This window comes from Paenibacillus sp. FSL P2-0136, assembly GCF_037975325.1.
Lineage (GTDB): Bacteria > Bacillota > Bacilli > Paenibacillales > Paenibacillaceae > Paenibacillus_AQ > Paenibacillus_AQ silagei.
Genome location: NZ_CP150244.1, coordinates 1614505 through 1627881 on the forward strand (window position 1 = coordinate 1614505; position 13377 = coordinate 1627881).

The window sequence follows — 13377 nt, forward strand, 5'->3', positions numbered from 1 at the left end:
GCCGGTCTGTCCCCGCTGCGGCTGCATGGCGGCAACCCTAAACTAAGGATTCGGCTGGTGAAACGAATGGAGAATGAAGCGGCAGGAGCACGGAACAGGTATACCGGAGGCCGGGCGGGACGCAAGGGCCGTTATTACCGCAATAATCTCATTATTGTGCTGATCGTCTCGTCCATTCCCGGGCTGATCATTGGACTGCTGGTTTACTTTATGGCCGGGGGAAGTTTGGAAAAGGAGTTGCTCCGGATGCATAACCGGCAGATTGAGCAGCGGGCGGACAACATTAATGATCAATTGTCCAATCTGGAGCTGATGCTGGCCCATTGGGCGTTCGATCCGAAGTTCGACTACGGACTGAGCAACATGGATTTCACCCGGAATCATGAACGGGCCTGGGATATTACGAAGACGCTGGTAGTCATGCAGGGTTCCAATTCCATGGTGCGGCAGGTTGAGCTGTATTTGGCCGGTAATCAGCCGGTCCGCTTCGGCACGGAGTACGGGACGTTGTCTGCGGAGGAGGAAGTGCTGTACGGGAAGCTGCTGAAGCAGGAGCGGAGCACGTACTGGACGGAATGGGCTTTTGATCCGGTGAACCCGGAGCAGAAGGAGCTGACGCTTGTGCACCATATCCCCGGCGGCAGCCGGGAGCCCTTCGGGGCGCTGCTGCTGCGGATGGATACAGAGAAGGTATCCGCGATGCTGCGGACCATGACCCCGTACAACACGGGGGAGGTGTTCATGGAGCAGAAATCCGGCGGACTGTTCATCTCGGGGGGCGGGATGGATGCGCCCACGCCGCTGGTTACGGCGCTGCGGACGGCGATTACAGCCAAAGGCAGCCAGGATAGCGGATCCTTTTTGTATGACTGGAATGGGGTTACTTATGCGGTGACCTATGGTGATTTCTCGCGGATTGCCAGTGAATGGCGGTATGTGTCGGCTTCTCCGATCTCCAGCGTAACCTCTCCAGTGGTCTGGCTGTCCCGGATGATTATCCTGGTCAGCTTGTGCGCCTTGCTGCTGGCGGCGGTCCTGTCCTGGATTGCTTCCCGCAGAATCTATTCGCCGGTCCGCCGCCTGCTTCAGACGCTGCTCCCTGAGCATGCGGCCTCCGGGGACCGGGTGGATGAGCTGACGCTGATCGAGCGGCACTGGCAGAACCTGCACGGGCAGCAGCACGCCCTCCAGTACACGCTCTCGGAGCAGCTTCCGCTGGTGCAGCAGAGCTTCCTGCACCAGCTGTTCCAGGGGTATCTGTATGCCTATTCCGAACAGGATCTGCAGAGCCGGATGAAGCAGTATAAGTGGGAAGTGGAGAACTGTACGTTCGTGGTGCTGTATATCCAATTGACCGGCATCTCCAGCCTGGAGGCCAAGTTCCGCAGCGGCGACGAGAGTCTGGTATCGTTCGCGGCCGTCAATATTACCTTGGAGCTTGCCCGTGAGCATTTCGGCCGGGCGGAGACGGTCAATCTGCATGACCTTACCTCCGGTATGCTGCTGTTGGAACCGGGAAGCGGCCCTGATCCGGCCCGCGTGGGCGCCTTCGGTGAAGAGCTGGCGGCTACCTTGAGCCGGATGCTTAAGCTTCAGGCCACGGTGGCGTACAGTGCAAGGATCGGGAGCATCTCCGCGATTCCGCGGGCGTTCGAGGCGGCGAAGCAGGCGGCCAGCCACAGCAGGTACGGAGGCGGGAACCAGATCATCAGCCTGGAGCAGCTGGAGCGGGAGGGGCAGGGCGCCCCATTGCCGCAGTATTCCTTCGCGCTGGAGCGCGGGCTGATTCAGGCGCTGCGGACCGGTGAAGCAGAGGAGGCGGACCGGCTGCTGGAGGAATTCCTGGAGACGCTCTCCGCAGGCGGCGCGAAGGTGATCGACGTACAGCAGGGCATGCTGCATCTGCTCGGCGCAATCCTTCATGCGGTGCTGGAGGCCGGGATGGCCCAGAGCCAGTTATTCGGCGGCAGGAATCTGTATGCCAGTCTCTCGCAGATTCATGAGCCGGGGCTGATTCTCTCCTGGTTCCGCACGCAGGTCATCGCCCCCTTCCTGAAGGAACTGTGTGAACGATCGGACGCCGGAATAAGAAGGACGATTGATCAGGCGATGCTATACATTCAGCAGCATTATATGGACAATATCTCGCTGGACAGCTGTGCGGATTATACAGGGACCAGCCCTTTTCTGCTCAGCAAATCGTTCAAGCGGGTCACCGGGCAGAATTTCATCGATTATGTAACGGAACTGCGGCTCACCAAGGCGAAGGAGCTGCTGCGGGACACCGATCTGAAGATGAACGATGTCGCCTTGCAGGTCGGCTATCAGCAGAGCTATTTCAACCGGATTTTCAAAAAACAGGAGGACATCACGCCGACACGTTACCGTGAGCTGAGCCGGCAGGAGGGGGAGAAGGAGAACGGGACCCGGTAATCAGGGACCGGGTGAGAATGACAGCGGCTCACTTCCCGTGATCCCGGTGTCCGCAGGCCTCCTGCTCCGGGAACGGTTCATTCGTCCGGGTGATGTCCCATCTAGGAGATGACAGAAGATGACCTCTTTATCCTCAGCCCTGCCAGTCCAGCTACGGTGGCTGAACCCTCCTGCTGCGGCTGCGGGGGTGACCTGGGGTGTACCCTGGTCCAAGGGCGATCTGAAGCGCGGCGAACTGGACGCGCTATGTCTTAGCGGAGCAGACGATGGCTCCTGTCTGCCGCTGCAGAGCCGCCCGGCCGCGTATTGGCCGGACGGCAGCATCAAATGGTCTTTGCATTCTGCCGTATGCCCTGAAGGGAGTACGGCAGGATATACGCTGGAACGCTCTGCCGGGCAGAACACTGTGCCAGCAGCCTTTGAGGTATCCGTGGAAGAGACGGAGGAATCTTATATCGTCGATACCGGCAGCATTCGTTGCACCGTGGTCAAGCATGGCCCGGGTGTGATCTCGCGGATCATCCGCCGGGACACGGCGGAATCCGGGGGACCGGACGGCGATCATGGATATTATGGAGCTTCGGAGGCGGGGTTGGGATTAGGCTCGGGTGAGAGTGCGGGCTTGAGTGTGGGTACGGTGGCTGGTGAGCGTGCAAGTGCTGATGTGAGTGCAGGGGCGAGTGCTGATGTGAGTGCAGGTGCGAGTGCAGGGGCGAGTGCTGATGTGAGTGCAGGTGCGAGTGCTGATGTGAGTGCAGGTGCGAGTGCTGATGTCAGTGCAGGTGCAAGTGCTGATGTGAGTGCAGGTGCGAGTGCAGGTGCACGTGCGGATATTAGTGCAGCTTCAGATGGTGCAGCTGTTGACATAGCGCCGCAGTCCAGCCCTGTAGAGCAGTTGGTGTGCAGCGGTAGCGAATTAGTCTGTCTCCGCGAGCAGCGGGACCTCCTCAGCGGGGAGCTGACGATGCGGCAGGAGCGGTTCACCGGAGTGACGCTGAAGGCCAGTCTGGAGGAGCGGGGACCGGTGCGTGCCGTGATCCGGCTGGACGGGCGGCATAGAAATGCAAGCGGAGCCAGGGAATGGCTTCCTTATACTTTGCGGCTCTATTTCTATGCCGGGCTTGCGTCCATCCGGCTGGTGCATACCTTCCATTATGACGGCAACCCGCAGCAGGATTTCATCAAGGGGCTGGGCCTGCTGTTCAAGGTGCCGCTCAGCGGTCCGCTGTACAACCGTCATGTCCGGCTGGCGGGCAGCGGGGGGATTTTCAGCGAATCGCCAAAGACGCTCCGGACCCGCAGAACCCGGGGCAAATATGGCGAGATGTTCGCCGGGCAGCTCGAAGGGCAGAGCCAGCACTTCGATCCCGTGGAGGATGAATACTTCACCAGCCTGCTCCAGGATTCTGCGGTATGGGATGACTTCCGGCTGGTGCAGAATTCGTCCGAGCATTATGCCGTCCATAAGCGGACGGGGCCGGATTGCGTCTGGATTAAGGGCGCTGAAGGCCGGAGGGCCGGAGGACTGGGCTATATCGGCTGTGACGGCGGAGGACTGGCTGCCGGAGTGAAGGATTTCTGGCAGAAGCATCCGTCCGGGCTGGAGATCAGCGGCACCTCCGGCGCGGAAGCGGCGTTAACCGTCTGGTTCTGGACGCCGGAGGCGCAAGCGATGGACCTGCGCCATTATGATACGAAGACGCATGTCGAATCCTCCTATGAAGGCGCGGAGGAGCTGCGGGCAACCCCTTACGGCATCGCCAATACGAACGAGCTGACCTTGTGGTGTACCTTGCGGACGCCGGATTCCGGGCAGCTCCGGCAGATGCAGCAGCAGGCGGATGAACCGCCGCTGCTGGTCTGTGAACCAGAATATTATCACCGCAGCCGGGCGTTTGGACTCTGGAGCCTGCCGGACCGGAGCACCCCGGCCAAGGCGTACCTGGAGGAACGGCTGGACGGGATCATCCGTTTTTACCAGAAGGAGATTGAGCAGCGGAAGTGGTACGGCCTGTGGGATTACGGCGACTTCATGCACAGCTATGATCCGGTCCGCCATGTCTGGAATTATGATCTGGGCGGCTGTGCGTGGCAGAACGCCGAGCTGGTGCCGAATATGTGGCTGTGGGTGAGCTTCCTGCGGACCGGACGTGCGGATATTTACCGGATGGCTGAAGCAATGACCCGGCATACCAGCGAGGTGGATGTGTATCATTTCGGGGAATATGCGGGTCTGGGCTCCCGGCATAATGTTGTGCATTGGGGCTGCGGCTGTAAGGAAGCGCGGATTGCTATGGCGGGTCTGCACCGCTACTACTATTATCTAACCGGTGATGAGCGGACCGGCGACATCATGGACAGTGTGAAGGATGCGGATTATTCCACGGTGAATCTGGATCCGATGCGGGCATATTTTCCGAAGGATGAATTCAAGACGCATGTGCGCGTGGGGCCGGACTGGGCCGCGTTCAGCTCCAACTGGATGACCCGCTGGGAACGTTATGAGGATACCTTTTACCGTGACAAAATCCTAACTGGCATCGGCTGCATCAAAGCAACCAATCTGCGGCTGATCTCTGGTCCAACCTATGGTTACGATCCCGCAACGGGAATTCTCAGTCCCATGGGCGACGATAACTGGGGCCGGCATCTGGCGATCTGCATGGGCGGGCCGCAGGTATGGTTCGAGCTGGCGATGATGCTGGAGGACCCGGAGTGGGAGGACATGCTGGCGGAGTTCGGTGTCTTCTATAACTTGCCTGAGGAAGAACAGTTGCGTAGATCCGGGGGCGCGATTACAGGCAAGCAGCGCTTCGAGCATCCGGTGTTGAGTGTGGCTATTGCCGCCTACGGCGCATGGGTCAAGGACGATCGGGTGACGGCGGACCGCTGCTGGAGCATATTGCTTGAGAATCCGTTCGGCACCGTCAATCTGCAAGCGGAGCAGAAGCGGGTGAATTATACGGAAGCGCTGGATGAAGTGGACTGGATGAATACGAATGAGGCCTCACAGTGGTCGCTGAATACGATTATTGCACTGGAGCTGATCGCTGAAGCTCTGCCTGCACGGGAAGAAGGTTCCGAAGGAGAAGCCGGAGCCGCTGGAGCTGGAGCTAGTGCAAGAACTGGTGCGGAAACTGAAGCTAGTGCTGGTGAAGAAGGCTATGCGGAAGCTGGAGCCGCTGCAGAAGCTGCAGAAGCTGATACAAAAGCGGGTGCAGAAGCTGGCGCAGGAACTGGTGATAAAGCGGGTGCAAGAACTGATCCCGTAGCTGGGGGTAGCACACAGGCAGGAGCTATTGACGGTGCAGGTCGCGGGAAGGGAGCGGATGTCCGATGACGGTGCAGCAGAACTTAGCAATGATTCCGGAAGGCTGGCACAAGATCTACCGCAATACCCTGGAAGGACCCACACAGGTGGAAGGCTTCCGTATGGAAGGCGACGGAGCAGTTTCGTTTCCGCAGGGACGGCTGCGGCTGGAGAGCACCCGGAGTGCAGAGGAAGGGCAGAAGGCGAATGTGGTCTTTTGGTGCCCGGAGATATTCCCCGCCGAGGTTGCCGTATCCTGGAGGTTCCGCCCGCTGCACGAGCCGGGGCTGGCCATTCTGTTCTTCGCGGCAGCCGGTGCCGGGGGCAAGGATCTGTTCGACCCGTCCCTGCCGGTCCGCACGGGCGAATATGACCAGTACCATCATGGGGAGATGGATGCCTATCATATCTCGTATTTTCGCCGGATGTGGGAGGAGGAGCGGGCTTTTCACACCTGTAATCTGCGCAAAAGCTACGGCTTCCACCTTGTCGCCCAAGGGGCTGATCCGCTCCCGGATACCGCCGATATGACTGAGGCTTACCGGATGCTGATGATGAAGCGGGGGACTGCTGTGACTTTCACAATTAATGAATTGCCGGTACTGCACTGGGTGGATGACGGCTCGTCCTTCGGTCCGCTGCTCGGCGCAGGCCGACTAGGCTTCCGCCAGATGGCCCCGCTGATTGCCGAATATAGCGATCTGATTGTCTATGCTCCGTGAGGATCGCTGGCTGGGCGGATGAACATATGCGTCCACTCCAAACATTCTCTGGAGTCACGGATATCCCATAACAGAAAATATACAAGTTTCAATTTACGAAGGAGGTCTAACTGCAATGCCGGGAGTGTATTACTGCTATCCGCAAGGCCGTCATAAGGCGCTGACCATGAGCTATGATGACGGACGGCGGGCGGATGAACGGCTGGTCGGCCTGTTCAATCAGTATGGAATCAAGGGCAGCTTCCATCTGAATTCGGGGCTGCTTGGCGAAGGAGACCGCATCAGGGCGGACGAGGTTGCGTCTCTCTACCACGGACATGAGGTCAGCGTGCATACGCGGAACCATCCGACGCTGGCGCGCTGCCCGCAGGAGCTGGTCGTGGAGGAGATTATGGAGGACCGCAGGGTGCTGGAAGGACTGGTCCGCCAGCCTGTGCGCGGCATGTCTTACCCGAACGGCTCCTATACGCAGGAGATCAAGGCGCTGCTGCCGCACCTGGGCATTGAGTATGCCCGCACAGTGCAGTCTACCGGCGGGTTCGCCCTCCCGGAGGACTGGCTGGAGTGGCAGGCGACCTGTCATCATAACCGGGAGCTGCTGGCTCACGGGGAGACTTTTGTGGGGCTGCATAAGCGGCAGTATCTGTACCTGATGTATGTGTGGGGACATAGCTACGAGTTCGACAATGATAACAACTGGGAGCTGATGGAGCGCTTCTGCGCCATGGCGGGCGGACGCGGCGACATCTGGTATGCGACCAATCTGGAGCTGGTGCATTACATGAAGGCTTGCCGGGGGCTCCTGTTCTCGGCGGCAAGGGATTTTGTCCATAATCCGGGAGCGGCTGCTGTCTGGCTGGAGGTTGACGGTACGGTGATCGAAGTGCCCGGGGGACAGACTGTAGATTTGAGCTGATACAGAACAGGGATAGAGTGAAGGAGGAAGAATAGTGACTCATACGGATCATAGTCAAAAGCTGCACCGGCTGGCCGAACTGGATATCTCCGTCGCCGGTCCAAGATGCAAAATGCTGCTCGGCGATCTGGACGGGGACGGCCGGGCCGAACTGCTGCTGGTGCAGCCGGATAACCGCCAGGATGTCCGTTATATTCCGCATCAGGTGCAGTGCCTGACGGCTTATAATCTCGATGGCCGTCTGCTGTGGCAGACGGGAAAGCCGGATTCGAACGCAGGCAGCCAAGGCTCCGATTATCCGGCCCAGATTGCCGATATCGATGGTGACGGGGCGCTGGAGGTGCTGTGTGTGATGAAGGACCAGCTGCATATTCTGGAGGGGGCGACGGGCAAGGTCAAAGCAGTTCATCCGCTGCCGGCGAAGGAGGCTCATGACTGTATCATTATTGCCAACCTGTCAGGCGGCAGCTATCCTTCCGACATCATTCTCAAAGACCGCTACCATCAGCTGTGGGCGCTGGATCGGGACTTCCGGCTGCTCTGGACCCATCAGGGCAATGTGGGGCACTATCCTTGGGTGTACGATCTGGACGGTGACGGGCGCGATGAGGTGATGGCCGGATATGATCTGCTGGATGCGGACGGAAATAAGCTGTGGAGCTGCCATGATCTGGACGATCATGCCGATTGCCTGTGGGTCGGCGATGTGAACGGGGACGGGTTACCGGAGCTGGTCATCGGCGGCAGTGTGACGGTGATGTACGACCGCAACGGGCACGAGCTGTGGCGGTACGAAGGCTCTGTCGAGTCGCAGCATCTGGCGCTCGGGCGGTTTCGCCCGGACCTGCCCGGCCTGCAGATTGCCGGACTTGACCGTATGGTCCGCGAGGATGACGGCAAGGGTCTGCGGGGCAAGGATGCCATGTTCCTGCTGGACTGCTCCGGCCGCGAGCTGTGGAAGGAAGAGCGTACCACTGACGGCTGGCTGACCATTGTCGAAGCCGTCAGCCGGTTTTGGCCGGGTGCACCCGACTATATTCTGGCGTACCGCCGGGGCGAAGCGGTGCTTCCCGCACTCTATAACGGCCATATGAATATCGTAGCCGAATTCGCCGAGCAGGGCTACGCCGTGCACGGGGATCTGCTGGGCAGTGGAAGTGAGCAGGTCATTATTTATACGGATGAGCTGGCCGCTGTCTATGCCGGTGAAGCGCTCCCGCTGCAAGCGGCACACCCCGGGCAACAGCTGCCCCAGCCCAAACGGCTGTACAGCTCCACCCTGTACCCCGGCGGTGAGGTGACGTTGTGAAGAGCAGCGGGGAAGTTAGGGGGAGCGGTGCCTTAGAGGATGGCGGGTCAGACAACAGCGTTGAAGCTGTTATGGCTGCTGAGGCCAGCATTCCAGCCTACTTTCATCCGCGTCATTCCATCGTCCGCACAGCCGGAGAGCATACGGAAGCGATGCTTGCCATCATAGCGAACCGCTATATTGGTGCAAATCCGCCGCAGACTCCGGTCTACCGCGTTCATCTGGAGAACAGTTTCCCGCGCCTGTCGGATTGCCGGTATGAGATGAACCTGAAAGAACGGCTGCCTGAGCTGCGGGACGGGGAATTTGTCTATGCCTGGGGGAAGCTGTGGAGCGATACGGACAGCGATATTCCGCTCGCTCTCAGTTGCTTCGGTCCGGTGACGGTTTATGTCAACGGCATTGCCGTGTTCGCGTCCAATCTGAACGATGATGTGTTCCCGGACCGCAAGGCGTTCTTCCGTACCGGGCTGAAGGCAGGGTGGAATCACTTCCTGCTGGAGTGTACCGCAGTTGGTACCGGCTGCGGCGGGGTTTTTGGCACCGGCAGCGTGAAGGGCGCGCCGCTGCATTTTTTGGCCCCGACTGCGGAGCGCAGCGGCTGTGAGGGCTGGATCTATAGCGCGCCGCAGCAGAGCAGATGGACGCTGCAGCCGGAGGGGGGCGGCGTTCCTGAGGGAGAGGCTGCGGCGCACCGCGCGGAGCCTTCGCAACGCGTCCGCTGCGGCGAAGCCGCGGAGGCCGCCGAAGCTGCGCTGGCGGCCCGCTGTGCCTGGTATCCGGCGGCCGGATGGCCGGATACCCAGGTGCAGAGCGGGAACCTCGCGCGCGTTCTCGGCGAGGTTCCCGGCGCGAAGGCGCTGGCCTGGAGCAGGCTGGCGGTGACAGCGCCGGGCGGAATAGACGTCCGGCTGCTCCTCCGCAGCCGGGATGTAGCGGCACTCAAGGTCTGCGTGGATGGCAGGCTTGCCGCCATCCAGCCCGAAGTGAGTGCCGGCCTTGAGTGTGTGCTGCCGCTGAGCTTCGGCAGCCATGACCTGCTGGTCGAGGCTGTGTGCGGCGGCCCCGGGTGGAGCTTCCGCCTGGAAGCGGCGGAGGCTGGGGACACATCAGAAGTACAGGTGGAAGCGGAGTGTAGCGCGGCTTTTGCGGAAGCTTCACCCTGCTGCTCTCCGCAGGGAACCTTGAATAAGGGAGCTGGCGCCAGTGGAGTCCACGGCACAGTGAAGCTGGTGAGTCCTTGCCCGGTGGAAGGGCAGACCGGGCCATGGCTGTACCTGGGTCCGTTTCTGCAATCGGCGGCACCGCAGCCTGCGGAAGCGGCTTCTATGGATGCTCCCTTCGGTGAAGGGGCGGAGGAATGCTTTTGGCGGGTGGACCGTCCTGGCGGGGCAGTCAGGCCATATCTGGAGAGTGCGCTGTACGGACGCTGGAATTATCCGCTGGGAGTGACCCTCTATGGTCTACTGCGTACCGGTCAGGCTCTGGGCGATCCTCATTATTCCGCTTATGCCAGAGGACATATTGAGCAGTGCACCCGGCTTCATACTTATTCGCTCTGGGACCGCAGCCGCTATGGTGCTCCGGGTATTAACCAGCAGCTGGCGCTTATGGACTCACTGGACGACTGCGGCTCCTTCGGTGCGGTGATGCTCGCCGCTCATGCCGAGCAGCCGCTGCATGGAGCGCCCGAAACAGCGGCGTATATCGCCCGGTATATTCAAAATACGCAGTCCCGCGATGAAGATGGGGCGCTCTACCGTACACGGGGCACCACCGACTTCATGCAGGGAACGATGTGGTGCGATGATCTGTATATGAGCACTCCGTTCCTGAGCCGGTATTATCTGTTGACGGGAGATACCGCTTATCTGGATGATGCAGTGTCACAGTTTCTTCATTACCGTAATCGGCTGTTCCAGCCGGAGCTTGGCATTATGCATCATGTGTATGATTACAAATTCAGCAAGCCGAACGGTGTAGCCTGGGGAAGAGGCAATGGCTGGGTGCTGTTCTCGCTGACTGAGCTGCTGGAGGTACTGCCGGAGCAGCATCCGCAGCGGGAAGAACTGCTGGATTATTACCGGCTGTTGTGCGAAGGTTATTTACGGCTGCAGGATGCGGAAGGATTATGGCATCAGGTTCTGACTGATCCCGAATCTTATGCGGAGGCATCGTGTTCTTCGATGTTTGTATATGCTTTTGCACGCGGTGTGCGCAGAGGCTGGCTGACAGAGCCGTATCCATATGCCGATGCAGCGCTGCGCGGCTGGACGGCGCTGGCCGAATACTGTATCGACTATCAGGGGAACGTCTATGGCGTCTGCCGGGGCTCGGGGTATTCCTTCAACAAACTGTATTACAAGGAACAGCTCACCTGGCAGCTCAACGATACTCACGGAATCGGCATTGTGCTGCTGGCCGGTATTGAAGCGCTTGAGCTTAGGCGGGAGCTGGAGGCGCAGCGCATGTAAGAGTTGTAGAGTAATAGAGGCTGCTAAAAAAAGTAATTTATCAATCATAGGCTATTGCTACTCATGCAGAGTTATCTTCAATCTGCTTGAGTTCGATAGCCTCTTCTTCATATAGCCGTACAGCCGCAGAACCCGGGAATCGCGCGTATACAGAATACAGCGAAATGAAAGGGATAAATCCCTCTGAGCCGTCAGTATGAAGAGCAGAAGTGCCCCTGAATTCGCCGAAAGCGGGCGGAGAACGTAAATGAAGAGCAGAAGTGCCCCTGAATTCGCCGAAAGCGGGCGGAGAGCGTCAATGAAGAGCACAACTGCCCCTGAATCCCCCATAGCCACGCAAAAATCCCGCAGGCGAAAATTCGCTTCCTGCGGTTTTTTTGCGCGGAGTGCCTTACGGGTATGTAGCATAGGCAGGCTGTGCGGTTAATCTTTATCGATCAGCTCCAGCTTTTCAAGGATCTTAAGGGTGGTAACGGCGGACAATTGCACAGCTAGTTGAATGCTGGCTTGGCTGTTTCCGCTCTGCTCCAAGGCAGCTTGATTCTCGGATAACACTTCTTCCGTCACCTGCTGGATCAGACTTTTAACGATCTCATTGTTCATAATAGGCTCCTCCTTCCGAATGTAAATACTCTCATTCTATATTTCGGCCGGACCCAGGATTTTACTTAGGGAGCAGGGAATGTTATCCGGTAATCTGAACGAATTCCACTCTTATCACAGACTTGAAGCGGGATCTGTAGTAAACTGGAAGGAATGTATAGTACGCCTGCAATTATTCTACAGAAAAGAATGTGATCAATGTATGCAGCTTCAAGCTCCTCAACCGGCCAAGAAATGGCTGGAAAAATATCTGTCCGGAGACAGCATGGATTACCGGCAAATTATCGCCTTGTTTCTGCCTATTCTCATTGACCAGGCCTTCATTATCGGGCTGAATCTGGTCAACACTGCGATGATCAGCTCGTCGGGTATGGCGGCAGTCAGTGCGGTGAATATGGTGGATTCCCTGAATATTTTTCTGATCAATGTATTTGTGGCGATTGCGACCGGGGGGACGGTGGTGGTTGCGCAGTATAAAGGAAGCGGGAATGACCGCATGGTCTCCCAGGCCACGGCCGGATCGGTTACCTCGGTCTCGCTGCTTGCGGTGGGAATCGGTCTGCTGCTGATGTCCTTCCATACGCCAATTCTGAATTTGCTGTTCGGGACGGCCTCCGCCGATGTGCTGGATAATGCCCGGGTCTATATGATCGGCAGCAGCATTTCGTATCTGGGGATTGCCGTGGTTCAGGCTGTATGCGGTGCGCTGCGGGGCGTGGGCCGGACGCGGGCTTCGCTGATGCTGTCGCTAATTATGAACGTGTTGTATGTTATCCTCAACGTTGTCTTCATTAACCTGCTGGACATGGGTGTGCTGGGCATGACACTTGCGGTTAATATTGCTCGTTATGTGGGGATGGCCTGTGCCTTGATCTATCTGTTCAAGTTCGATTCGGTGCTGCGTGTGCAGTTCCGCGACCTGTTCCATGTACCACTTACGATGCTGCGCAAAATTATGTTCATCGGCGTACCGTTCGCCGCAGAGCAGATGTTCTTCAACGGCGGCAAGCTGCTGACACAGATCTTCATTGTCAGTCTGGGCACGTATGCCATCGCCACCAATGCGATTGCCGGATCGCTGGCGATGGTCTTTCAGATTCCGGCCAGTGCACTGTCGCTGACGATTGTAACCGTGGTCGGCCAGTGTATCGGACGGGGGGATGTAGCGGATGCCCGGAAGTTCATCAAGTCCTTCCTGTGGATCGGTTCCGCCTCTTACGCCCTGGTGGCCTTGATCCTGATGCCGCTGTTCCACCCGCTGGTCTCTATTTTCTCCCCGCCTGCGGAGATTATCGATGATCTATTCGTGGTGCTGCTGGTCAATGCGATTGCCCAGATTCCGCTCTGGGCCTTCAGCTTCATTCTGCCGTCCGCGCTGCGGGCAGCGGGAGACTCCCGCTTCACCTCGATCGCTTCGATGCTGACGATGTGGCTGTTCCGGGTGGTCTTCGGCTATATTCTTGGGATCGTGCTGGGCTATGGAGTGCTGGGGGTATGGCTGGCGATGAACTGCGAATGGGCAGTGCGCGGAGCGGTGTTCCTCTGGCGCTTCCGGGGCAAGAAGTGGTATGCGCACAAGCTGATATAGATACTGCCGGTTAGAAGACTCC

At 58.6% G+C, this 13377-nt stretch carries 8 protein-coding genes; 7 read left to right on the forward strand and 1 reads right to left on the reverse strand.

The features are described from left to right. The first annotated feature begins 66 nt into the window (after positions 1-66). The 6 genes from NYE26_RS06730 to NYE26_RS06755 all read left to right on the forward strand — a co-directional run bounded on the left by NYE26_RS06730 (position 67) and on the right by NYE26_RS06755 (position 11164). Positions 67-2433: an AraC family transcriptional regulator gene (locus NYE26_RS06730; protein WP_339257368.1), complete on the forward strand. Its 2367-nt coding sequence runs from the start codon at positions 67-69 to the stop codon at positions 2431-2433. A 118-nt stretch (positions 2434-2551) separates the two neighbouring features. Beyond that, positions 2552-5773: a hypothetical protein gene (locus NYE26_RS06735; protein WP_339254822.1), complete on the forward strand. Its 3222-nt coding sequence runs from the start codon at positions 2552-2554 to the stop codon at positions 5771-5773. Between the two features lie 20 nt (positions 5774-5793). Continuing rightward, a complete protein-coding gene (locus tag NYE26_RS06740; RefSeq protein WP_339257370.1) occupies positions 5794-6465 on the forward strand; it encodes a DUF1961 family protein in 672 nt (223 codons plus the stop codon). A 115-nt stretch (positions 6466-6580) separates the two neighbouring features. Further along, positions 6581-7381 carry a polysaccharide deacetylase family protein gene (locus tag NYE26_RS06745; protein WP_339254824.1) on the forward strand — a complete coding sequence of 267 codons (801 nt, stop codon included), beginning with the start codon at positions 6581-6583 and terminating at the stop codon, positions 7379-7381. A 112-nt stretch (positions 7382-7493) separates the two neighbouring features. Continuing rightward, entirely contained in the window at positions 7494-8690 is a 1197-nt protein-coding gene (locus NYE26_RS06750) for an FG-GAP-like repeat-containing protein (RefSeq protein ID WP_339257371.1), read from the forward strand. Further along, a complete protein-coding gene (locus tag NYE26_RS06755) occupies positions 8687-11164 on the forward strand; it encodes a glycoside hydrolase family 88 protein (RefSeq protein ID WP_339254826.1) in 2478 nt (825 codons plus the stop codon). The genes NYE26_RS06750 and NYE26_RS06755 overlap by 4 nt, the downstream gene beginning before the upstream one ends. Positions 11165-11587: 423 nt before the next feature. Here the strand turns inward: NYE26_RS06755 and NYE26_RS06760 are convergent, their stop codons facing one another. Then, positions 11588-11767: a hypothetical protein gene (locus NYE26_RS06760; RefSeq protein WP_036722620.1), complete on the reverse strand. Its 180-nt coding sequence runs from the start codon at positions 11765-11767 to the stop codon at positions 11588-11590. A 202-nt stretch (positions 11768-11969) separates the two neighbouring features. Here NYE26_RS06760 and NYE26_RS06765 point away from each other — a divergent pair, with 202 nt between their 5' ends. Further along, positions 11970-13355: an MATE family efflux transporter gene (locus NYE26_RS06765; protein ID WP_339254828.1), complete on the forward strand. Its 1386-nt coding sequence runs from the start codon at positions 11970-11972 to the stop codon at positions 13353-13355. The last annotated feature ends 22 nt before the right edge of the window (positions 13356-13377 follow it).